17 protein-coding genes and 1 pseudogene are annotated in these 23,456 nt (G+C 36.8%); 6 read left to right on the top strand and 12 right to left on the bottom strand.

Features of this window, described 5'->3' with window-relative positions; genetic code table 11:
* Nucleotides 1-9: 9 nt before the first annotated feature.
* Nucleotides 10-1,407, bottom strand: coding sequence for an MFS transporter (locus AAHB15_RS04000; RefSeq protein ID WP_342041770.1), 1,398 nt, complete (start codon nt 1,405-1,407; stop codon nt 10-12).
* Nucleotides 1,408-1,539: 132 nt separating this feature from the next.
* Between AAHB15_RS04000 and AAHB15_RS03995 the strand changes: the two genes are divergently transcribed.
* On the top strand, nt 1,540-2,679 hold the full coding sequence (locus tag AAHB15_RS03995; RefSeq protein WP_335573904.1) for an MGDG synthase family glycosyltransferase: 1,140 nt from the start codon (nt 1,540-1,542) through the stop codon (nt 2,677-2,679).
* 113 nt (nt 2,680-2,792) lie between these two features.
* On the opposite strand, the gene AAHB15_RS03990 is transcribed toward AAHB15_RS03995, so the two are convergent.
* Both AAHB15_RS03990 and AAHB15_RS03985 read right to left on the bottom strand, forming a co-directional pair.
* The gene (locus AAHB15_RS03990) at nt 2,793-3,623 is read right to left on the bottom strand and encodes an alpha/beta fold hydrolase (RefSeq protein WP_342041769.1); all 831 of its coding nucleotides are present in this window, start codon (nt 3,621-3,623) and stop codon (nt 2,793-2,795) included.
* 276 nt (nt 3,624-3,899) lie between these two features.
* Nucleotides 3,900-5,477 (bottom strand): bifunctional metallophosphatase/5'-nucleotidase, encoded by a 1,578-nt coding sequence (locus AAHB15_RS03985; protein ID WP_335573906.1) that lies wholly within the window; start codon nt 5,475-5,477, stop codon nt 3,900-3,902.
* A 357-nt stretch (nt 5,478-5,834) separates the two neighbouring features.
* Between AAHB15_RS03985 and AAHB15_RS03980 the strand changes: the two genes are divergently transcribed.
* Nucleotides 5,835-7,316 carry a S8 family serine peptidase gene (locus tag AAHB15_RS03980; protein ID WP_335573907.1) on the top strand — a complete coding sequence of 494 codons (1,482 nt, stop codon included), beginning with the start codon at nt 5,835-5,837 and terminating at the stop codon, nt 7,314-7,316.
* Between the two features lie 148 nt (nt 7,317-7,464).
* On the opposite strand, the gene AAHB15_RS03975 is transcribed toward AAHB15_RS03980, so the two are convergent.
* On the bottom strand, nt 7,465-8,628 hold the full coding sequence (locus tag AAHB15_RS03975; RefSeq protein ID WP_342041768.1) for a Gfo/Idh/MocA family protein: 1,164 nt from the start codon (nt 8,626-8,628) through the stop codon (nt 7,465-7,467).
* Nucleotides 8,629-8,963: 335 nt separating this feature from the next.
* Here AAHB15_RS03975 and AAHB15_RS03970 point away from each other — a divergent pair, with 335 nt between their 5' ends.
* The 3 genes from AAHB15_RS03970 (at nt 8,964) to AAHB15_RS03960 (ending at nt 11,013) form a co-directional block, all read left to right on the top strand.
* The gene (locus tag AAHB15_RS03970) at nt 8,964-9,734 is read left to right on the top strand and encodes an IclR family transcriptional regulator (protein WP_335573910.1); all 771 of its coding nucleotides are present in this window, start codon (nt 8,964-8,966) and stop codon (nt 9,732-9,734) included.
* Nucleotides 9,735-9,936: 202 nt separating this feature from the next.
* A complete protein-coding gene (gene ndk, locus AAHB15_RS03965; protein ID WP_144562309.1) occupies nt 9,937-10,398 on the top strand; it encodes a nucleoside-diphosphate kinase in 462 nt (153 codons plus the stop codon).
* A gap of 177 nt (nt 10,399-10,575) precedes the next feature.
* Nucleotides 10,576-11,013 carry a hypothetical protein gene (locus AAHB15_RS03960; RefSeq protein WP_261380552.1) on the top strand — a complete coding sequence of 146 codons (438 nt, stop codon included), beginning with the start codon at nt 10,576-10,578 and terminating at the stop codon, nt 11,011-11,013.
* Nucleotides 11,014-11,345: 332 nt separating this feature from the next.
* Here the strand turns inward: AAHB15_RS03960 and AAHB15_RS03955 are convergent, their stop codons facing one another.
* From AAHB15_RS03955 to AAHB15_RS03940, 4 genes are all read right to left on the bottom strand, one after another.
* Nucleotides 11,346-12,815, bottom strand: coding sequence for an NCS1 family nucleobase:cation symporter-1 (locus AAHB15_RS03955; RefSeq protein ID WP_335573911.1), 1,470 nt, complete (start codon nt 12,813-12,815; stop codon nt 11,346-11,348).
* Between the two features lie 317 nt (nt 12,816-13,132).
* Nucleotides 13,133-15,058 carry an FUSC family protein gene (locus AAHB15_RS03950; RefSeq protein WP_335573912.1) on the bottom strand — a complete coding sequence of 642 codons (1,926 nt, stop codon included), beginning with the start codon at nt 15,056-15,058 and terminating at the stop codon, nt 13,133-13,135.
* A 520-nt stretch (nt 15,059-15,578) separates the two neighbouring features.
* Complete coding sequence (locus AAHB15_RS03945) at nt 15,579-16,844, bottom strand: MFS transporter (protein ID WP_335573961.1); 1,266 nt, start codon at nt 16,842-16,844, stop codon at nt 15,579-15,581.
* 62 nt (nt 16,845-16,906) lie between these two features.
* Nucleotides 16,907-17,920 (bottom strand): zinc-binding alcohol dehydrogenase family protein, encoded by a 1,014-nt coding sequence (locus tag AAHB15_RS03940; protein WP_342041767.1) that lies wholly within the window; start codon nt 17,918-17,920, stop codon nt 16,907-16,909.
* A 151-nt stretch (nt 17,921-18,071) separates the two neighbouring features.
* Here AAHB15_RS03940 and AAHB15_RS03935 point away from each other — a divergent pair, with 151 nt between their 5' ends.
* A complete protein-coding gene (locus AAHB15_RS03935) occupies nt 18,072-18,947 on the top strand; it encodes an AraC family transcriptional regulator (protein WP_335573914.1) in 876 nt (291 codons plus the stop codon).
* A 180-nt stretch (nt 18,948-19,127) separates the two neighbouring features.
* Here AAHB15_RS03935 and AAHB15_RS03930 read toward each other — a convergent pair whose 3' ends face one another.
* The 4 genes and pseudogenes from AAHB15_RS03930 to AAHB15_RS03915 all read right to left on the bottom strand — a co-directional run bounded on the left by AAHB15_RS03930 (nt 19,128) and on the right by AAHB15_RS03915 (nt 23,328).
* Nucleotides 19,128-20,306, bottom strand: coding sequence for an NAD(P)/FAD-dependent oxidoreductase (locus AAHB15_RS03930; protein ID WP_335573915.1), 1,179 nt, complete (start codon nt 20,304-20,306; stop codon nt 19,128-19,130).
* A 36-nt stretch (nt 20,307-20,342) separates the two neighbouring features.
* Complete coding sequence (locus AAHB15_RS03925) at nt 20,343-20,753, bottom strand: DUF1641 domain-containing protein (protein WP_420491187.1); 411 nt, start codon at nt 20,751-20,753, stop codon at nt 20,343-20,345.
* Between the two features lie 704 nt (nt 20,754-21,457).
* Nucleotides 21,458-22,309, bottom strand: coding sequence for an aldo/keto reductase (locus tag AAHB15_RS03920; RefSeq protein WP_335573917.1), 852 nt, complete (start codon nt 22,307-22,309; stop codon nt 21,458-21,460).
* 36 nt (nt 22,310-22,345) lie between these two features.
* Nucleotides 22,346-23,328: pseudogene (locus AAHB15_RS03915) on the bottom strand (aldo/keto reductase).
* Nucleotides 23,329-23,456: the final 128 nt, after the last annotated feature.

Here is a 23,456-nt window from a genome sequence, read left to right as displayed (position 1 = left end):
CTTAATTACTTACACTTTTTCTGCTCTTTCCTTTAACGTTTTTAAAACAAACTGTATATCAATAACATTATTTTTGGACATTTTCAGATAACATAAGGCTGATGGTATTAGAAAGATTTGCAGTATAGATAAAGTATAGATATAACTATAAAGTTCATTGAATCTAGTGGATAAAATGCCAAGCAATATACCAACACCTGCGTTCCCGACTGTTCTTCCCAAACTATTGAAAAGGTTAGCGATACTAAAGGCAATTCCTCTTTGTTCAGGAAGATTTACATCTGTTAAGAGTGCCATCCAATTAGGTGTATTGGCCGATTGGGCAGCTGAAGCAAACAGAGATAAAAGAAACATAAGTGTAATCCAAGGATTGATGAAAATTTGTCTTAAAATGCTGACTAAAATAATGATTTCATTATTATTTTCATTTGGTAACGATAGGTTAGACATTGGCACAAAAAATAAAGCAATATAACAGGGCATGGTAAAAAAAACGAAAAATGCGGTTAAATATGCTCGTCCTCTAAAGGTTTTCCTTTGGAATTTATCTCCCAGATGCCCGAAATAGAATGATGCTATGCCTCCAATCTGGAAAATGGCATAGAGATAGCCTGAAACAATTACAGCGGTTCCCATACTGTAGCCTTGCTGCATTATTTTAAATGTATATAAGGTCGGGATCCAAATCAGGCTCCCTGTTGCAATATTCATTAAGAATGTCTGCAAAAACAAATATACATTGCTTCCTTTTAAGATAAGAAATTTTATATGTTTGGTTTCTAACTTATAGTTATAATGAGTATTTCTTATCAATTCTTTCGGCTTTGATACTAATTGACCTTTGAATGGCTCTTGAATAAAAAGAAAACAAATCATGACAAACAATCCAAGAAAACCTACTATTTCAAATGGCCATCTCCAGCTATTGTTTGCAGTAGTTAAAGAAGCTAAAATAGATCCAGCTATTCCACCCAAACCTTGGGCCATACCCCAAAAACTTAAAATTAAACCGCGTTTTTGATAGGGAATCAAATCAGTTAAAATACTGAAACCAATGGATGCTATACAGCCTAAGCCAAATCCGGTTACTACTTGAAATAACATAATTTGAAAATAACTGCTGCTGAATGAAGTCAAGAATATCGATACGGACCAAATCAAAGTTCCTATAATCATCATCCTCTTTAGTGGATACTTCCCTGATAGGTATCCCCAATAAATAGAGGAAAGGGAAGTAACCAAAATATTGGCAGCTGAAACAAAACCCAAACTTGCTATATCTACATTTAAATCCTTTGCTATGTATTGAATAAGCGGCGGAAACAAACCAATTACAATATGTTCAAAGGCAGCAAGTATGATTATTACAGCAATTGTAAAATTGATTCTCCATTTTGAGCTCTTCATAGTTAATAATGCCCCTTTGAAATGTTTTATTTTTATCTACAATATTATCTAAGTTTGCTATTTCTTATATGGATTTTTTTAAATCTTAATATGAAAATTACAATTTTAATATTCTTAAAAAGGGCTGATATTATGAAAAAGACATTATTGATTATTTCTTCCGACCATACAGGGCATGGACATAAAAGTATAACAGAATCACTTTGTGAGATAGTAAAAGCTCATAATGAAGTAAAAATACATGTAGTAGATGGATTTATGCTTGGCAAACAGTTACTGTTAAAAATAGGAAAATCATATGGCCCGATAACAAGAAATTCAGAAAATCTATGGAAGATGATTTGGAAACTCTCAGCTTTGAAACCTTCTTTAGTGGACAATTTTATTGAAACACTTATAAAGGATAATTTTCTAAAACTACTGGCCGATATTAAACCAGATATAATTCTATCCGTTCATCCTAATTTTAATGGTTCAATCTTGAACATTTTAGAAAAGCAAAATATAAATATCCCTTTCATTACTCTAATTGCCGATCTTGTAAACATTTATCCCCTTTGGGCTGATAAAAGGGCAAATTACATTATTAGCCCAACTTTCGAAGCTCAAAGTAAGTGTATTGAATTTGGGATTCCTGTTGAGAAAATAAAGGTTTCAGGATTTCCAGTTCGATCCCGATTTTTTCTGAAGAACTTTAATCAACGAAAATTCTCTAAAGAGGAACAATCCTTAAATTGCTTGATCATGAGCGGTGGTGAAGGCGTAGGAAATATGAAGAAAATAGCAGAAAACCTGCTTGATCATTTTGATTGTACAGTTAAACTTGTAGCCGGGAAAAATGAAAAACTTAAAACAAAGCTGGAAAGATCCCTGAAGACCCAATATGGTAATAGAGTAGAGATTTATGGTTTCACCCAAAATATCCAAGATTTAATGCTAACTTCTGATATTGCTTTTACTAGGGGGAGTCCTAATGTCATGTTTGAAGCAATAGCTTCCAATACACCGCTAATCATTACCGGTGCATTGCCAGGTCAGGAAGAGGATAATCCTGCATTTGCTGAAAATTTCGGTTTGGGAGTGGTATGTAAAAATCCAAAGGAAATTAAGCAGACAATAACCAAATTACTTGAGAATGATGGAGAAAAACTAAATAAAATTATAAACTGTCAAAGGAATTTTATAAATGCAAATGCAGCTGAAGACATTCTACAATTTATTCTGAAAGTTGGAGAGCCTTATTATGAAGAAGCACAAGTTAACCTTTCTTAAATTCCATTACTTTTTTAATAACAATAAGCTGACTCGAAAAAGTCGTTGATTAACAACCTTTTTGAGTCAGCTTTTCTTATCTCCCTTACTCTTAATAAACGATGCAAAATTCGCTACAATTGATAATTTGTATGCATCAATATATTCTTAAAAACAAGCTCTGGTCTTTCCTCCGTAATTAAATGTCCTGTTTTTTCATAGGTAATTAACTTGGCATCGGGTAAATCCTGAACTAATTGTTTACCGACTTCCACTGGAACCACTCGATCTTCCTCTCCCCAAATTAATAGTGTTGGGACTTGTATATCCTGAAGTTGCTTTGGTAATAAATCTCCCTCACGATGACGAATTAGTCGAATTAAAGCTTTATAAAATCCTTTTTCAGCTAGTGGTCTACCGAATTCACGAACCAATTCATCATTAATCAATGATTGATTAAAAAAAACATTCCCCAGGTGATATTTAACGTCTTTTCTTCCAATATAATAATGAATGACTTTTTCAAAGAACGGTAAATATGAACTAATTATGAGAAGTTTTTTTGAACGCTTTAAATATCCTGAACTACTTAATAAAATTAGTTTGTTAATTTTCTCAGGTGCGATTCGCGCCATATTTAGAGCAATTTGACCTCCCATTGAATGAGCAACTATATGAGTGTTAGCAAATCCAAACTTGTGAATACATTCAATCATTAACTTCGCATAGTTTTCAAAACTATAAACAAACGAAGTGGACTTCTCACTTTTCCCAAAACCGGGAAGGTCAACCGCGATTATTGAAAACTTCTTTTGTAATAAAGGTATGATACGACGAAATGTATAAGTAGAAGATGCAAAGCCGTGGATTAGAAGAATTGGTGGTTTATCATTCAATATGTATTCACAGTACAAGTTGATATTATCTACTTTAATGAATGTTTGATTCAAACTATTAACACACAATGTGTTCCACTCCTCAAGTACTTTATCATATAGTGTTTATTATTTATCAATTAGAACATGAGGATGCAGATTAAAAGTTCTCAATTCCAATAATTATAGAAGTTTCTCGTCTCATCATTGGAAAGACAAGTCCATTAGAAGCAATGCCGGGCACCATTCGGGGTGACTTTGCATTTTCAAAAGAATAAATGTTATCCATGGTTCATCAATTGCTTCATTAGTTTCTGCACATAAAAAAATCCACCTTCCTTTAGGAAAGTGGTAATCTTTCTCCATTCATTTCAGGGGATACTTTTGTTCGATATAGTGTAAAAAGGCAGTCACAACTTGTGGACCGGTTTCTACAATTCTACCTTCTTCGAATGCAGAGAAGTTATCACCACCCGAAGCTAAATAATTGCTAACGGCAACCTCATATTCCCTGTCAGGTTGAAGGTTTTGACCCTTACTGTCCTTCAGCATGATAATTCGGCTGCCAATTGGAGCATTAGGGTCCCACCTATACGTTAAACCAACAGTTTGTAACATATTATTTACCTGATCTTTTCTCCACTGCTGCTCTAAAGCTAGTTTAATTTGGTCCCCTGTTAAGATTAATTTAGTGATACTATGGCCAAATGGCATTTGTGTATATAGTTCTTCTAAAGTAATATTTCCTCGCTGTAAGCTTCCCCGCATTTCTCCTTGATGGACAAAGGCAATTTCTGTCCCCATGGCTTTCCGCTCGGAATCTGCAATCATTTTCGCGAATGGAGATTCACCATTTACATCTTGCCTCCGGCTGATTTCTTCAGGAATGAATCCGACAATTTGATTAAACTGATTACCCATTTTTTCCTTAAGCTTTTTTAAAAAAGTAACCGTATTTTTATCTGGTTCTATCTGATGATGTGAAGTCACAATAATCTTTGCTTTTTTCCAAACAATATCATTGGTATTACGATCTATTTCCATGTTCACTTGAGAAAAGGCTTCCCCGTAAGAATAGGCTTGAACAATCAGTTTATCATCTACAACGGTATTGGCATAGTGATGGCTATGGCCGGCAAAAATAACATCGACCTCGTCATCGATTTTTGGGGCCATCTCCACTAAAGCTTCTTGGGGATTAGTTCCTGACTGATTCGATTTTGCTGAAATATGTGCCAGTACAACAATCGCTTTAATCCCTTTTTCCTTTAATTGCTTAACTGTTCGATTAATTGCTGAAACTTCATCCGTTATTTCTACTTCTTTTCGATTTTCATGGGATACATACATGTTGGTTTCGGTTGTGACCACACCAATAAAGCCAATTTTGATACCGTCAATTTCCTTAATAACATATGGTGGTAACAAGGGTGCACCGGTCTTTTTTTCGATGATATTTGCAGAAATGTAAGTGGTATTGGCGCCTTTAAAGTAACCTGTTCTTTCATGGAATCCTCCAAAAATGAGACGTTTCATTTCTGCTACGCCTTCGTCCAATTCATGATTACCAGGTGTACCGACATCAATGTGAAGAAGATTTAAAAACTGAATTGTGGGTTCGTCTTGAAATTGAGAAGAAATCGGTGGGCTTCCTCCTACCATATCACCAGCATGAACAAGTAGGGTATTTGGGTTTTCCAGTTTATATTTTTTTAAATAGGCAGCCAAGTATTCAGCCCCTCCTGCCATGGACCCTGAAACCCTTCGATACTTGTTTAGTTGACCGTGAAAATCATTAATACCTAACAATTGTACTCGAACGTAGTGGTTGGATGTGGATTGCGTCACTGAGGATTGATTTTGTGAAGATACCGTGAATATACAGATACCAAAAGTAATACAGACTAAGATGACTAAAGAAGACATGATCTGAAATTTTAACAACTTCCGATCCCTCCCTCATGATGTACTTTAAGGATAACTCTGGAATTTTATATCTGTTTGAATTGCATGTAAAGTTTTTGTTACAATTTTTGGTTAGGGCAAATCGTTAATAAATAATTAATTTTTTCGACAAGCTTCTGTCCAGGTTCATAAGGAAATTAATTTCAAATAAGAGTTTTGATTTAAATCTAGTGTTACTAATTTCATAACATTATAGAACTATTACTAGTGAATTTAGCACAATAGTCGAATGTCTCTAATAAAATTGTCGTTCTTTATCGAGAAGTTACTATATCCAATAAGTACCTGTTGGACTAAAATAGAACTGTTAGATTAATTATTTAGGAGGTCTTTCTATTGAAAAAGAGAAAAAAAGGAATGGCGATAGCAGCCAGCAGTATCTTAGCACTCTCTCTCTCATCTTTTAATCTGCACACTTCTGCAACTTCACCAACTAAAAGCTACCTCATCGCTTACAACCAGTCGTCATTACCTAAAACCTATCAGACAGACATTAAGAATGCCGGAGGAGTAGTGGTAAATGCCATTCCGGAAATCGGCGGATTAGAAGTCCGCTCATCGAATCCTAACTTTCTAAACAATTTAAAATCTAATTCTAGTATTATTGCGGCAAACGTAGAAATGCACTATAAGCTGGATGACGAACAACCGGCTGCAGCTGACGGTAAGCCTGTAACACTTCAGCCTGATACAGATGGTACATATTGGAGTTCACAATGGGATATTCGTCATTTAACGAATGATGGTAAATCCTTTAAAATTGAGTCAGGCGGTACGGAAGCAAATGGGAAGGTTACTCATAAAGCTGTAGTCGGTGTTATCGACACAGGTATTGATGCCAATCATCCTGACCTTAAAGCCAACTATGTTGGCGGTCAAAGTTTCGTTCCGGCAGGAGGTTATTCTGGAAATGACAAGACTGAAACAGGCAACCCCAAGGATGTACTGGATCGTGAAGGTCATGGTACACACGTAGCTGGTTCGATTGCGGGTAATGGAAAAATAAAAGGTGTCGGCCCAGATCTAGGAATCATGGCTTACCGTATATTTGACAGTTCTGGAAGCTCCCCAACTACACCAATAGTTAAAGCAATGATTCAAGCAGCTAAAGATAAAGTGGATGTTGTGAATATGTCCATTGGCGGCTATGACAATTTAAAATATGAATACAATGGTAATACCTATAGTGACATTGCAGATGTTCTCCTTTGGAAACGGGCGGTAAAATATGCAGTGAATAATAATGTAACCATTGTGGCTTCTGCCGGTAATGAGTCATTAAACTATGCTGATAAAAAATCACTAACTGATTATTTGAATGCCAATTATGGTGATACGAACCTTGTTTTTAAAGGCGTCACCATTGAAACACCAGGTGGAGTTCCAGGCGTCATTACAGTATCTTCCTCAAATCAATGGTCGAAAGATCAATTGGCATTCTATTCAAACTATGGAAATAGCTTTATTACGGTAGCAGCTCCTGGCGGAGACAACGGTCCTAAATATGCTTCAACGGGGAATTTAGATGATCGTGACTTTACTTACCGTGCATTGTCAACATGGCCAACTTATTTAGAGCCTTATTTCACTACCATTGATCCGGAGCATCCTGGATATGCATACCTCCATGGAACCTCCATGGCTTCGCCGAAGGTTGCTGGTATTGCTGGAGTGATCAAAGCAGCTCATCCAGACCTGAAACCAGCTCAGGTAGAGGCCCTTATTGAGAAGACCTCTTTAGATTATGGCAAACCAGGTCATGATCAATACTATGGTGCCGGTGAAGCAAATGCTTATACGGCTTTAACAGGTAAATAGCATAAAGTAAGGCCCATCTCTGTTAAATAGATGGGCCTTTATATCTTGTCAAAGGTTCATTTCCAAAAGTAGAAAGGTAATTTTTGATCTCATAATTGAACTCGGTTGAGTCGCAACAGTTTATTATTCTTTGCGTAGTTTGCTGTCATTAATGCGTCCCGGTTACATCTAATATAGTATTTGTTACTTGCTTTTTTTCAAATGTGGAAGCGTTAATTTTCTCTAGTAACTTTTCATGATAAAGGTCTGCGTCTATTGGCAACTCTACCCATTCGTTTAGCCAAGAAGATAAGTAGATTCCATTTGAAATTTCTAATGCCTTTACTCCATCTTCCCCAGGCGAAAGTAGAGGTGAATTCTTAACAATGGCATCTATCCAGTTTTGAACAATAATTGCATGATTTGCATTATCACTTTTTACTGGTATTTTCATTTTTTCACATTCAGGCTGGCCAAATCCTCCTGTATACGAAGAATTAAATTCACGTTCTGATTGTGTTAATTGGTAAAAAGTAAGTTCTTCATTTTCAACCACAATTTTCCCGCGGTCTCCAACAATTTCAAGGCGATTCGTACCCGGTGCTTCTCCTGTTGAAGCAATGAACACACCTGTCGCCCCGTTTTCGTATTCCACAAAGGCTGTTACATCATCTTCCACTTCTACATCATGGTACTTGCCTAAACTAGTCACTGAACGAATACTCTTTGGCATAAGACCTGTCGTCCACTGCCAAATATCTAATTGGTGAAGGGCCTGATTTAATAGAACTCCACCACCTTCACCTTTCCAGGTGGCTCTCCATTTACTAGAATCGTAATAACATTGTGGACGGTAAGAATCCGTAACAATCCAATTGGTACGTTTAATTTCTCCCAATTCACCTGACTGAATAAGGTCGCGCACTTTCTGATAAAGTGGATTTGCCCTTTGGTTATACATGATGCTGAACACTTTTCCACAATATTTCGCTGCAGCATTCATTTCCAACACATTTTTGGTATAGACGCCCGCTGGTTTTTCAATTAGGACATGTTTCCCTTTCGCAAATGCCTTTTTGGCTAGTTCTGGATGACTGTAATGCGGGGTTGCAATTAGGACAGCTTCGATTCCTGATTCATTGAAAAAGGTTTCTACATCCTTGAAAATTTTCACCTCTCCCTTTGTATGGGTTTTTACCCATTCGATTCGGCTCTCATTACTGCTGCAAACCGCAGTTAACTCAGCTCCTTTAATTTGACCTTTATTTATCATTTGTACATGCGAGCTGCCCATATTTCCTATTCCGATTACACCAATTTTAACCACACTCATCTATTTCCCTCATTTTTTGGATTTTGTTGAAAAACTATATAAATCTTGAATTAATACCTTTATTCTTTATTGGACTTTTGCAAATGATAGATTTAATTTATAACCGCATTGTGGTACACTAGTATCATATTGTGGTTACATTCATTATAATTAATGTATAAATTACATGTCAATAACGATCTATCATCTTTCCAAACATAAAGCTATTAGAACGAGCATCGGTTCAACGGGGGATTTACCAACCACTGTATTTACACAGCTCTTGCTCCTAATCGGTAAAATAAATTCAATCATCCGTTATAATAAATAGGATATATAGGGAGGAGTACACACTTATGCACATCGATAAAAAAGATCAAACTAAAACATCTAATGTCCAAGTAATCTCTCGTGCGGCTAAAATACTGAGGACTCTTAGAGCTCATCCAAAAGGATTAAGCTTATCGCAAATTGCAAAAGAAGTGGGCATGGCCAGATCCACCGTTCAAAGAATTGTTACCACACTTGAACAGGAGAGATTTATTGCAGCGACTTCTGGTAATGGAGGTTTCCGTCTTGGACCAGAGATTGCCATCCTTGCAGGCGCTGTCCATAGTGATTTAAGAGAAGAAGTCCGGCCATTTTTATTAAACTTATCACATCAAATCAATGAAACGGTTGACCTATCCGTATTGGAAAATGGTAAGGTACTTTTTGTGGATCAGATTATCGCTCCGCATCCATTGCAGGCTACTTCACAACCGGGGGCATCTTTTCCATTACATTGTACAGCAAATGGAAAAGCGATACTCGCCTCCTTACCTTTAGCTGAGGTAGAGAAACTGTTACCTGAGCATATGCAACAGTATACGGAGCATACCATAACGACTCGGGATGAACTATTAAGGGAATTGGAACAGGTTCGTAAAAAGGGAGTTAGTTTTGCAAGGGAGGAACACATTCCTGGAATTTGTGCCGTGGGCGCAGCTGTTGTTGATCACATGGGAAATATTAGTTCGGTCTCCATTCCACTTCCATCCACCCGATTCTACGGGCATGAAGAAAGGCTGGCAGAAGCACTCATTCATACTTGTCACAAAATCAACGAGCACTTTGAAATGAAATAATAAAGAATGAACCAAGTTGTGCGGCTGCTTAAACAGGCCTTTTTTAAATGTGTTGTTATTTCGTTAAAGGATGAATGGTTTGAATTCTGAGATTTTTCCCCATAATGGATGATGTGAAGAATCCACATTAAAAAAGCGATCAGCTAATATTGTACTGGTCTGGTGGTTCTCATCAAATATCTATTTTTCAAGAGGTGATCGTATGAGTTTACAGCGCACGTTTATAATGGTAAAACCTGATGGGGTGAAGCGAGGGTTAATCGGAGAAATCCTCAAACGCTTTGAACAAAAAGGGTTTACCTTATTGAATGCCGAGCTAATGACAATGGACCGCACTAAAGCTGAGTATCATTATATGGAGCATCAGGAAAAACCGTTTTTCGGTGAATTAGTGGATTTCATAACCTCAGGTCCTGTTTTTGCCATGGTCTGGGAAGGAGAAAATATAATAGAGGTTTCTCGTCTCATGATTGGAAAGACAAGCCCATCGGAAGCTATGCCAGGCACCATTCGTGGTGACTTTGCATTTTCAAAAGAGGAAAATGTTATCCATGGCTCTGATTCTCTTCTTAGCGCAGAACGTGAAATTGAAAATTTCTTTGGGCTCCTGAAGAAACGAATCTCAAGAGATGATTTTCCTTTCGAAGATCGAAAATCTGTATAATGACACAAAGGACACTTCCGTTCTCGGAAGTGTCCTTTCCTTAAATGCACTTACTTCCTTAAAGACCAAGTGCGTGAGCATTTAAAACAAATTTCATACAACAGAACTTCTTTGAACCATGTATAGAGGAAACAGTATTTGTAAAGCCTTCTAGTAATGATTTTTTAATGGAGGAAAATGGAAAAAACTATGTTTTCATTACGTGGAGATGCTCATAAAATCTATCTAAAACTTAAAAGAGCTTCAAACAACAAAAAACCTTTCAAATCAATAAAAGAACTTATAGAAGTAGAAGAAATTCAAAAATTTTATATTTCTATTGATAGCGAAACACTAAAAAAAATTTATTATTGTATGATAAAAGAAAAAAATGGTTCCGGAATCATTCCAATTCTAATATCTTCAGCACCGTGGCTCTTCTTCTTATTTTCAAAACAATTACAAGAGTTCCTTTTCAAAGAAGGTAGTTTTCTTTGGGTCATCTTTGTTTTTGCTTACATAACTATTCTTACTGTAAGTGTGATTCTTCACTTTCATGAAAAATCTTGGGCTTCCGTCCATATTGAAATTATCCAAGAAATATTAAATGAACGAAAACAAAAGTTCTCCGAATAATGTATCGGCACATTATATCCAATAACCCAAAAAAGAACGACTAAAAATTTAAATCGGTCTATCATCTTCAAATTAAAATCCTGCTATTAACGTTTTTAAGTTCTTGAGTTAATAGCAGGTTTTACACGCATTAAATAGGATAAATAATACACATAGTAACCAACAAAGGCCCGTCTCTAACAGTACGGCGTTTGTTTCGTACCTTTAGAAATTACCTAAGTTAATCCAAAAGTATATGGGCTGACACTTATTAAAAATTTTGGCGACCTGGCACGTAAAGTTAAAAATATCACGGACAATTGCTACACTAATAGAAAGTGTTGAAAGACAATTTAAATCGTAGTCTCTACATTTTCAAGCTTCGATTCCGACACTTTATCTGATTTCATTAACAAAATATAAGCAATGAATCCGAAACCAATCCCTAAGAACCAAGAATAGGTGTACAACTCTTTCAATGCTGGAATAATTAATCCAATAAATGATGCTATCAGCCCTACTACTAGGGCAATTAGTGCCTTAACATTCCAACCATTTGTATACTCGTATAGTCCGTCTTTTCTATAAAAACTAGCTAAATCATATTTCCTGCGTGCAACTAGGAAATAATCAGCAATCATGATGCCACCGACAGGCCCAAGTGCTCCACCGATTGCCCCTAGAACATTAAAAATGGTTCCTGAGTTGTTGTACCATAGCCAGGGTGCAAAAAATAAGGCAACCACTATCGAAATTAGTCCGGCTTTTACAAAGTTAAGTTTTTGCGGAAATAAGTTTACTAGGTCGTAGGCAGGTGAAACAACGTTTGCTGCTACATTTACAGATAAGGTAGCAATGAGCAATGCAAAAGCTCCCAGGAATAAAACAAACGGGTTTCCAAATTGCTGAAGCAATTCGACTGGATCCCAAATGGGTCTACCGAAGGCAATGATGGTCCCCGAAGTTGTAATAATGCTCATAATAGCAAAAATAATCGCTGTACCTGGTAATCCAATTGCCTGACCGATGACTTGATCTTTTTGACTTCGTGCAAACCTAGTAAAATCCGGTATATTCAGTATCAAGGTAGCCCACGTTCCAATCAGTCCGGTAATCGAAATTCCAAATGCACTCCAAAATGCACCACCCGTTAATTTTGCTGGTTCATCAAAAAGTGGCCCTAATCCATTCGATACTGTTATTGCCCAAATAACAAGAGCTAACCCTAAAACAATTACAAGGGGGCCTGCCCATAACTCAAAAAATTTAACTCGTTCCATGCCATGTGAGATTACCCATGCGTGTAATATCCAGAAAAGTGCAACTGCAAGGGCATCATTTAGCCCCATACCTAAAATATGAATGGACGACAAACTATTCCAACTTGGTATTAATGCTCCTAGAACAGCTCCTACTGCTTTGCTTCCTAAATAAGCTTGGACGGCAAACCAGAATATCGCTACAAAAGCCCTTATAATGATTGGAAGCTGTGCCCCTTTGTATCCAAAAGAAGCACGAATTAGAACCGGGAAAGGGATCCCGTATTTAGCACCCGCTGCACTATTTAGCCACATCGCTATAATAAGAATAATATTGGCCGTTATTACGGTTGCTAAAGCCTGCCAGACACTCATTCCTAACCCAAGCAAACTTCCTGCTGTTTCATATGCGACTATATTATGGACCATCCCCATCCACACTGTCGTATAGTTCAGCCAATTCCAATTCCTCTTTTCCTTATTAAGAGGTGCAAGGTCCTCATTATATAAAGAGGGATCTTTTACTTTTAAAGAATCTTGATCTTCCATTGATATCGTTCGCATGGTATTCACTCCTTTTTTTGACGCGCCATAGAAAAGTGGATTGGATTCTTAAATATTTTTAACTGAATATTCCGAATTATATTTACATAATATAGCCCCTTCCCTACTGACTTATGGTTTTAAACGTAACAACTTATTGTTTAACATGATTGTATTCTACTGAAAGAATGGCTAGTTGTAACAAAATTGGTAAGAAAAGTTAACAGAGAATAAATTGAAAAATGTAACCTCTGGTTCATATCAATTATGTAACACAAAACAAAGGCCCATATGAATAGATGGGCCTTTGTTCATGCAATATCTTCCGTCCTACAAAATTATTTCGGACTGTTTTGAAGTGTCTTTTGTAAGTTAATAAGCTCTGTTTGAATAGTTGGGAAAGATTCTATTTCCGGAACTTTTCTAATAGATGGGGACCTTTGCAAACCCGCTGCGATTGCGGTTGTTTCACAAACATAAAGTAATTGGGAAAGTGTATCTTCATAAAGCAACGGACGGCTATCAGATTTTGCACAATTTTCCAGTAAATATCCTAGCTGTTCAATCGAAAAAACTACAGTCCAGTAATAATCTAATGCTTTTCGATCAGCTGGAATCTCACCTAATGCTGTGTTATACAAGGTTTTTAAATTATTGATATTCGTTTTCATCTTTTTTAACTCTCTGCTCTCTCTCGCATTAAATCCTTTTCCTTGATCAGAAAATAAAATAAGTAAAAATTGTGCCTGACTACGAATGGTTTTCGCAACTAAATGAGGAAGACGACTCGACGCAGATCTTCTTCCCACTAACCATACACCCATGAGTCCAATGATACTACCAATCAAAACATCCAAAATTCTTGCAGAAGCAAAATAAGTAAAATCAAAATCCCCCAAACTCGTGCTTTCAGCCATGAGTAAAGCATTGGGTGTAAAAAACAATGCGGCTAACCCATAATTTTTTACAATAAACAGTTCTGTAATAAACGTTAATAATAATACAAACAAAGCAATAATATAGCCGTCAGGATGCAGGGAAAGAATGATGCTGGCAATCAAGATCCCCAGCAATGTACCAATACCTCTTTGAATGGCACGATGAAAGGTGGCGACAATGGAGAATCCTGACATAACAGCTACACAGGATAATGGGACCCAGTAAGACCGTACAAATCCAAACTGGAAAGCGATAATGGCCGCAATAATCGTTATGATACCAAACCGAAAAGCAGCAATAAAAATGATCGAATTCTTATCAAATGCACCCCCAAGGACCGTCTTAATGGAGGGCTTAGAGAATTCAACCACTTTATTTATTTTGGAAGTTGGTTCGTTCATGATAGCATCTGCATCATAAATTAATTTAAACAAGTAAGAAATACGATCATCCATCTCATCTGGTTGCAAGATTTCCCCTGCAACGATTTTTATCTTACTCCTCTCGTCTAACGATAGAGCCGTTTTTCGGAGAGATTGCCCTAATTCTGGTGGTAATTTGGAATCATGTTCTGAAAAATTTTCAAGTATGTAAATAAAAATCGAATGGGCAGAAGTATTTAAAACATATAATCGTTTAAAAAGGTCTGTTTGTCTCCAGGAGATATAACCCGATGCAAGTGTTTCATCCGCTTCGTTTAAGACTGACATCACACGATGTCTTGATTCATTAAAACGTTCTGTTCCAACTGAATCAATAAAGGCAGACAGTTCAATTAAAGCCCTTCTCATAACACCAGTTTCTGGACCATGCGGATGAAAGAAATAACCAACCATCGCTATGATCCACGACAGACTCCCGCCAAGGAAAACAAGTCCTGCTCGTAAAGGAGCAGATCCAGGATCAACAGGCATACCAGTTGTCATTGCAAAAACGAGTACAAGAAAGATTGCCGAAGGACCTGCAATTCTTAAGGCTCCAAAAATAAATATAGCAGCAGCTCCAATTACTCCCATTAAAATAGCGATTGCAAGTGGATATGGAGCAACAAGTGTACCTAGTGCAGTAAGTAATGATAAAGCAAGTACAATAATAAAAATCTTTTTAGCCCGTTGAGCATAAGGTATATTAAAAACGTAAAGATAGGTAAAAGCACCCATTCCAGCTATCAACCCATATTCAAATTGATCTAATAGTATTCCAATTAGAATTGGCAATGATGCTGCTACCCCTGCAGAAAATGCCTTTAACCAGGGAAAAGGCTTTTTATTAACAGACAAAGCCTGTTTTATCATAGATGGGGATTTAGAGGATTTTTCTTGCATACTTTTCACTTCTTTCTAACATTACTAATATAAAATAAGATTTTCATTATTATTATTTAATTAAGTTAAAATGCTACTCCTAGATTATTATCTCCCAACCAGAAATAAAACCCAAGTGAAGTCTCTTTCTTGGGCCTTTTTCTTACTATAAATTCATGTCAATTTTTTTACACTTTACTATTGTAAAATAAAAGTTTATAAATTAATCTGTTATAAAAAAATCCACAAAGCCAGTGGTTTTGCAGTCAGACATATGTAGCCTACAAAGTAATGCTCATTCCTTTTAAAAATATATTAACAAACCGACTGCCCAATGGATAGCCGGTTTGTTAGACACTTCTATTCTTATAGCCATAGCTTACACTGATTTACTCTTCAAAAAGCCTGTTTAGGTACAAAATTCGCATCATAAGCAGATTTAATTTACAGAATAAAAATTAGAGGAGCTGACCATTCTTTCCATCGGGTCAAACTTAAAGCGCTTTAATTTCAAAAAAGATAAAAACTAAACTTTTAGTATTCAAACTGTGAGCTTTACAGATTCCTTGTTAGGACTTGCATACTTAATTGGACGAACAAAACGGATTACTGATAAGGAAGCAAAAATAGCCAACCCGCCTGCTAATAAAAAGGCTGATGTGAACGAACCAGATTGATCCACAAGGTACCCTGTTAAAGCAGGTCCAATTATCCCAGCTGTATTGGCTAAAAAGTGCATAAATCCACCGACTGAACCCACACTACTTTGCTCCACAACATCCTGCACGATTGCCCAGTAAATGGATCCTGTTAAGTAAAGGAAAAAGACGGACAGGGCAACTAATGTTACGGCACTGACTGTGGTTGTTACAAGGCCGGCACAGCCAATACAAACAGCTGAAAAAAATAGACAAGTGACGAGCACAACTTTTCTTGAGAATAAAACACCTTTGTTTGTAAATTTTTTAAAAACAAAATCTGAAACAAATCCGCCAGAGGCAAGTCCGATAAAGCCTACGATCCATGGAATCATTGTAATAACACTCATGTCCTTTACATCCATATGGCGGGAATCTACCAAATAACTTGGGAACCATGTTAAGAAGAAGAACAAAATATAGTTATAGGAAAAGAACGCAAATGCAGTAAATAATACCGTTTTTTGTTTTAAATAAAAAGTTAATGGGCGTCTTTGCTGTGAAACATGGTTGATATTTACAACAGTTGACTTTTCTTTAGAGGCGGCGGGCTTTTCTTTCACAAATTTCCACCATAAAACCGCCCAAACAAGACCAATAACCATTATTAAAAGAAATGATATTTTCCAGCTGAATGTAATGGCGATAAAACCTACAATCGGACCAGAAATGGCACCTCCAAGTGGTGTTCCACTATTCGTTAAACCAACAGCAGAAGCACGTTGGTCAGCTGGAAACCAGTTATTGACCATTTTACTGATGGTTGCCGAAAGCGGCCCTTCCCCCATACCGAATAAAACACGAATGACAATTAAACTAGTAAATCCGACTGCTAATGCAATAGCACCACTAAATAATGACCAAACAATCATTGCAACGAACAAAGTAAGTTTGGCACCATATTTATCAGAAGCCATCCCGCCTATAAAATTGAAAATTGCATATCCAACTGAAAAACTACTAAAAATAATTCCCATCTGGGTAGCTGATAAATGTAAATCTTCCTTAATAAAAGGAGCACCAATGGATAAGGCAGATCGGTCAAGATAATTAATTACGCCAGCTAAGAATAATAAAATCAGTACAGGTAGTTTATCTTTTGAGAACATTTTTGATAGCATCATATACCCCCTATTATTTTGTTACCGCTTTCACGTAATTCATAATTTAACTAAACTTCAACAATGGCCTTAATTACTTTAGCCTCAGGGGTTAACCACCCTTCAAATTGATTGATCATCTCATCAATGCTTGCACGATGGGTAATATACGAATCAATATCGACTCCACCACTTTTTATTGCATTTACTACATATTCAAAATCTTCTCGAGTAGCGTTACGACTTCCCATTAATGTAAGTTCTTTTTTATGAAAATCAGGATCATCGAATAAAATATTACCTTTAGTTAAACCAACGTAGATTAATTTTCCACCATGTGCAGGATAGTTAAACGCATCCGTCATTGAATTACCATTTCCGGTTGCATCAAATACAGCTGTTGGCATTTCTCCACTTGTTATTTCCTTGATAGTCTCCAATGGATTTTCCAATGCGTTCACTGTAAAATCTACTTTGGCCCATTTACGACAAAACTCCAAACGTTCTTGGTTTACATCCATTGCTATCACTTTAGCTCCCTCTTGCTTAGCAAAAGCCATTACCCCTAATCCAATAGGTCCGGCACCAATTACTAGAACGTATTCCCCCTTCTTAAGTGAAGAGCGTCTAATGGCATGTGCACCTATACTTAACGGTTCAATCATTGCAGATTGGTCTAGTGTAAGCCCATTGGTTTTAATTAGATGATTGTAAGGAACGGTAATCCATTCACTCATTCCCCCTTCAATGTGGACACCTAATACTTTCATATCAGTACAGCAGTTTGTTTTGCCATTTCTACAAGCAATACATTCACCACATTCCATGTAGGGAATAACTGAAACTTGATCTCCTTCCTTTAATCCACAAGAGTTTTCCCCTATAGATTCAATTTGACCAGAAAGTTCATGACCGAGTACACGAGGATAGCTAAAAAAGGGTTGGTTGCCTTTGTATGCATGGTAATCAGTTCCACAAATGCCAATGCGGCGAATATGAACTAATGCTTCTCCCGTTTTAAGTACAGGAGGTTCCACTTCTACCATTTTAAATTGATTTGGTTGGTTACAGACTATACTTTTCATTTTTGGGGTAACACTCCTTTTAATTTAAAAATTAGAAAGCCCTTTCATTTTGAACTCCCCTCCATCTTATCATCAATATTTGAAATAAAAATTACATTTATTGCTTTATTTATACCCTTTTTTGACGTACGATTTATTTAGGTGATATCTAATGAAAAGCGTTCAAAAATTTTCAAACAATAACTTGTTGTTTCCTTTTTCTTTTATCTACCAAGATACCAAAAGCCCACAAAAAGAACTGCCTGACCATCTTCATGATTATTATGAAATTGTTTATGTCTATAGTGGAAAAGGGACTTTTTTCATCGATGACATTTTTTATGACATGAAAAAGGGTGATATATTCCTTATCCCAAACAATACCATCCATCGTGCAATGCCTGATAAGGATGAACCTGTGACATCTACCATTATATTTTTTAGCCCAACAATACTTTATAATGTCTTACTAGATGATTCTTTTTCTTATTTAAATTTGTTTGAGATGGCAGCGAAAATTAAAAATTATAAAATATCCCTGCAAATTGAGCGTCAAAAAAAAATAGAAGAACAACTTTTAAACATATCTCAAGAAACTATAAAAAATGAACTGGGTTCTAGGCATGCCTCATTGCTAATTGTTCACCAAATCATACTGGAATTATATCGCGCCCACATCGACAATAAACAACACATAGTGGAATCTAACACTTATGGACCAGATTGGATTAAAGAAATTTTAGTCTATATTAATAACAATTTAAGTCATCCATTAACCCTGACCGAACTTGCAAACGAGGCCCTAGTCAGTACTTCCCATTTTAGTAGAGTATTTAAACAAACAACTGGGATGGGGTTGACCGTTTATTTGAATCATAAAAGAGTTATCAAGGCTAAAGAATTTTTACTAAAAACAAATCAAAAAGTTTCCTTGATTGCTGAAATGTGTGGATTTGAAAGCATAACCCATTTTCATAGAATCTTTAAAAAATATATGGAAATGACCCCATCGACTTATCGAAAAGAGAATAAGATACCACATTCATAACATTTGAAGCACTTGATTTTTAAAATATGTTTAACCTTTTTAAGAAGTACAGGACCTATCCTTAGACGGCGCGAAGATTCTATTAAAAAAAAGAAAAAACCACAGTGTGATGAAACACTGTGGTACTTTACTTTGAGAAAGCCGTATTCATAAACGGTATCTTAAATAGCTTCGTTAGTATTAATAAGCTAAACTGAACAATGCTTTAATATGTGATAAGTATCGAACATTACTGGCTTCTTTCATTAATGACGCTGGCATCCCTTTTAGTGGTATAGAGTTCGCACCAATGGTAGCTACCGCATCTTTACGTCCCAAGCTTGCAAGTGTTCCAGAGTTAACTTGAGAGAACTCTTTAAAAGCTTTGTTCTCTAAGAAAGCAAAGACATTATAGCCTGTTTGTTCTCCCATTTGCCAAGCTATTTGGGCTGTAGGCGGGAATGGCCGTCCTTCAGGACCAAAGACAACAGCACTGTCACCGACAACAAATACGTCTTTATGTGAAGTAGATTGAAGATATTCATTAACGGTTGCACGTCCACGATCCACATCAAGTCCTGATTGACCTACTAGAGGATTACCCTGTACTCCGCCAGTCCAAACGAACGTATTAGCGGTAATTTTTTGTCCATCTTTTAAATCAATGACATTTCCTTCTACATTAGTTACAGGAAGTCCTGTTAAGAATTGAACACCACGTGCTTCTAAACTCGCAGTAGCTCGTTCAATTAATGGATCTGGTAAAACAGGTAAGATTTTAGGGCCTGCTTCTACTAAAAGCAGCTTTACTTCTTTTGGATCCACACCATAGCTTCTAGCAAGTTTAGGCATGATATCAGCGATTTCTCCAACTAACTCAACACCGGTTAAACCACCGCCGCCGATAAGAATCGTTGCGTCTGCTTCATTTTTCGCTTTTGCATATTCAGCGATCCGCTCTTCGATATGTTGATAGATTTTATTCGCATCCTCAGCTGATTTTAACACCATGCTGTTTTCTTCTAATCCTGGAATACCGAAGTAAGCTGTTTTGCTTCCTAAAGCCACGACTAGCGCATCATAGGATAAAGTAGATCCATCTGAAAGTTTTACTTCTTTTTGATCTACTGAAAATGACTCAACCTTTGCGATTTTAAGCTCAATATCTTTTCCTTTGAAAAGCTTCGCTAATGGCATGGCCACTGCCTGTTCTGCAACACTTCCTGCTGCCAAACGATGAAGTTCTGTGATAATTTGATGTGTAGGGTACTGATTAACCACAGTAACTTGTGCTTGATCTTTATTTAAAAATTTACGAATATTAATAGCTGCTAATAGTCCGCCATATCCGGCACCTAAAATAACAACTTTCTTTGACATAGTCTCTCCCCCGTCTCTATGGATGTACTGTTAAAATTATTTCGCTGAGCGTTCCGCCGAAACCTCAAGATAAGCGTTAATGAAACGGAAAAGTTTTTGAGCCTGAGGGTCTTTAATCATTTTCAAAAGTCCAAATAAACCGATCACTTCATTACTTTCTTCAGCACGATCTTTTGCTTCAATTGCAGTAGCAGCTACGCTTTTCACTGTATCTTTAATAGGTTCTACAATCTCTGTAATGGCTCCAATTGTATCATTTTTTAATACTTCATCTGTTGCAACTGACTGAGCGAAGTCGTATGACTTTGTTAATATATTCACAAGTTCGGTCAATTTTGGAAGCTGTTCTACTAATGCGGTCAATGATTCCTGAACCTCCGGCTTCAGCAACTGATCGAGTACATCAAGTTGTTCTGCTTTAGTTGGTTCTGACTTTGCTCTGTCCATAACTTCTAACATATCTTATTCCCCTTTCGATAGGCTGTTAAGAATTTGGCTAGTAATATCCAATTAATAGAATGGCCGATATGTACAATAAATAAAAGACCATTAGATTTATTATCTATTCCTGCCAGCTTTTTTCTCCTAAACAATATAAACACTATATTAAAATTATTAACTAACAAGTTATTATGATAGAGTAATTTAGGATTTTTTTCAAGGATTCATCCTTTTACAATTATTTCATAACTTTCTGAATAATAGTCTAAACACCCATAGAAGACACTATAAAAATGATGGGAAACCCCTCCGTCTATATTTGTTATCAAATTTTTATGTGTACAAACTTTAGTCCCCCCTTAAATTCGGGATTCTTTCCTAAAAGAAAAACCTAAACCACTAAAATCGAAGGCTTAAGAAGCCCTCAATTTTAGCGATTTAGGTTTTGCCTGGATAACCAGTAACAATCCAATCGGGTTTTGCCTGATTAACAGTAACAATCCCAATTAGTTTTGCCTGCGTACACCAGTAGCAATCCTTTATTTAATATAACTACATTATAAATAGTACTTAGATCCTTACAATGGTTAAATGACCTCAATTTGTTCATTTTTAAACAAATTAATCATAATTGTTAATAATCTTCAGGTAGGGACTAACTAATCTATAATGTGATAGAAAAATATCGATGTGTAGCATAAGAAAAAACATTAAATATCTAGTTTACGGGTACCGATCCATTTTACAATTTCGGGATCGTTATGGGAGAAAAACAGGCTCTTATTCGTATCTAATGTAGCAATTGTCTTCATATCCTCTTGGCTTAATTCAAAGTCAAAAATATCGAAGTTTTCGATGATTCTTTCCTTATGAACAGACTTTGGAATCACCACTACTTCTCTTTGGGTCAACCAACGTAAAATCACCTGGGCAACCGATTTATTATACTTTTCGGCTAATAATACCAAAACTTCGTTTTGGAACATGTTATTTCTTCCTTCAGCAAAAGGTCCCCAGGACTCTATCTGAACATGGTGCTCTTTCATCAGTTTAGCACTTTCTATTTGCTGGCAGAAAAGATGCGTTTCAACCTGGTTTATGGCCGGGGTGATTTCATTATGAATAATCAAATCTACCAGACGATCATTCTGGAAGTTACTAACACCAATTGCCCTGATTTTTCCCTCACGGTACAATTCTTCCATCGCACGCCAAGATCCATATACATCCCCAAACGGCTGATGAATTAAATACAAATCCAAATAATCCAATTGCAGTCTTTCCAGTGATTTTGCGAAAGCTTTCTTTGTGCTCTCATAACCGGTATCTTGAACCCAGAGTTTTGTAGTAATAAACAATTCCTCTCTTGGTACACCACTCCGCTTGATTGCTCTGCCAACTGCTTCTTCATTCAGATAAGAGGCAGCGGTATCAATTAGACGATAGCCTGTCATAATAGCGTCATAAACGCTTTGTTCACATTGATTTGCATCTTGAATCTGATAAACACCGAAACCAAGTATAGGCATCTCTACACTATTGTTCAAAGTTATTTTTTGCATTTGAAATCCTCCAGTTTATTTTTATTAAACAAGCTATTATTTTCCCACTCTATTTGCGTATTCTGCCGGATATCGATCTCCCGAAATCTCAATCTTCGAGAGCGCATTGTTCAAATCACTTAGTTCCCCGGGGGTCAGTTCAACCTCAGCTGCGCCAAGATTTTCTTCCAGACGTTTCAATTTGCGTGTACCGGGAATCGGAACAATCCATGGCTTCTGGGCAAGTACCCATGCTAGTGCGATTTGAGCCGGCGTTGCTTCCTTCCCTGCTGCGATCTCCTTTATTAGTTCGACCAGAACCTGATTTGCTTCGATATTCTCAGGTTTAAAACGAGGCACGATGCTGCGGAAATCGGAACTATCGAATGTGGCATTTTTGTCAATTTTTCCAGTAAGGAATCCTTTACCCAACGGACTGAACGGAATGAAGCCAATTCCAAGCTCTTCAAGTGTAGGGAGTAGTTCTTCTTCAGGACTTCTCCACATCATAGAATACTCACTTTGAATGGCAGTAAGCGGATGAACCGAGTGTGCACGTCGAATGGTTTTCACCCCTGCTTCAGAAAGTCCCCAATGCTTAACCTTGCCTTCCTTGATTAGTTCTTGTACTACTCCAGCAACTTCTTCTATTGGCACATTTGGGTCAACCCGATGTTGATAATAAAGGTCAATGGTATCAATCTTAAGACGTCTGAGCGATCCTTCGACTGATTTCCTAATACGCTCCGGCTTACTGTCAAGCACCTGTTTTCCATCTACTATTTAGATACCAAATTTAGTAGCGATGACCACTTTTCCTTGAATGGAGCAAGCGCTTCGCCTACCAACTCCTCATTTACATATGGACCATACACTTCGGCAGTGTCGAAGAAAGTAACACCTCGGTCAATCGCCTCATGGATCATCGAAATCATTTCTTTCTTGTCTGATGCCGGACCATAACCATGACTCATTCCCATGCATCCGAGCCCGACAGCAGAAACTTCCAGGCCGCTTTTTCCTAATTTACGCTTTTGCATTATGAAACTTCCTTTCGTCTATTTTATTGGTACTCTAATTCCAAATATTTTTGTTTCTAGCTCCTCCTTATTATGCAGCAAATGAAAAAGCAACCGTTATCCAAATCCTCCTAAATGATTGCCTATTC

This window comes from Bacillus sp. OTU2372 (assembly GCF_038440275.1).
In the GTDB taxonomy this organism is placed as follows: Bacteria; Bacillota; Bacilli; order Bacillales; family Cytobacillaceae; genus Neobacillus; species Neobacillus bataviensis_B.
The sequence above is the reverse complement of the archived record's forward strand: the minus strand, read 5'-3'. Positions and strand labels throughout refer to the sequence as shown.

Bases quoted from the DNA above. Each gene is read 5' to 3' on its own strand.
- AAHB15_RS04000 (WP_342041770.1), bottom strand. From the start codon at position 1,407: ATGAAGAGCTCAAAATGGAGAATCAATTTTACAATTGCTGTAATAATC.
- AAHB15_RS03995 (WP_335573904.1), top strand. From the start codon at position 1,540: ATGAAAAAGACATTATTGATTATTTCTTCCGACCATACAGGGCATGGA.
- AAHB15_RS03975 (WP_342041768.1), bottom strand. From the start codon at position 8,628: ATGAGTGTGGTTAAAATTGGTGTAATCGGAATAGGAAATATGGGCAGC.
- AAHB15_RS03970 (WP_335573910.1), top strand. From the start codon at position 8,964: ATGCACATCGATAAAAAAGATCAAACTAAAACATCTAATGTCCAAGTA.
- ndk (WP_144562309.1), top strand. From the start codon at position 9,937: ATGAGTTTACAGCGCACGTTTATAATGGTAAAACCTGATGGGGTGAAG.
- AAHB15_RS03960 (WP_261380552.1), top strand. From the start codon at position 10,576: ATGGAAAAAACTATGTTTTCATTACGTGGAGATGCTCATAAAATCTAT.
- AAHB15_RS03955 (WP_335573911.1), bottom strand. From the start codon at position 12,815: ATGCGAACGATATCAATGGAAGATCAAGATTCTTTAAAAGTAAAAGAT.
- AAHB15_RS03950 (WP_335573912.1), bottom strand. From the start codon at position 15,058: ATGCAAGAAAAATCCTCTAAATCCCCATCTATGATAAAACAGGCTTTG.
- AAHB15_RS03945 (WP_335573961.1), bottom strand. From the start codon at position 16,844: ATGTTCTCAAAAGATAAACTACCTGTACTGATTTTATTATTCTTAGCT.
- AAHB15_RS03940 (WP_342041767.1), bottom strand. From the start codon at position 17,920: ATGAAAAGTATAGTCTGTAACCAACCAAATCAATTTAAAATGGTAGAA.
- AAHB15_RS03935 (WP_335573914.1), top strand. From the start codon at position 18,072: ATGAAAAGCGTTCAAAAATTTTCAAACAATAACTTGTTGTTTCCTTTT.
- AAHB15_RS03930 (WP_335573915.1), bottom strand. From the start codon at position 20,306: ATGTCAAAGAAAGTTGTTATTTTAGGTGCCGGATATGGCGGACTATTA.
- AAHB15_RS03925 (WP_420491187.1), bottom strand. From the start codon at position 20,753: ATGGACAGAGCAAAGTCAGAACCAACTAAAGCAGAACAACTTGATGTA.
- AAHB15_RS03920 (WP_335573917.1), bottom strand. From the start codon at position 22,309: ATGCAAAAAATAACTTTGAACAATAGTGTAGAGATGCCTATACTTGGT.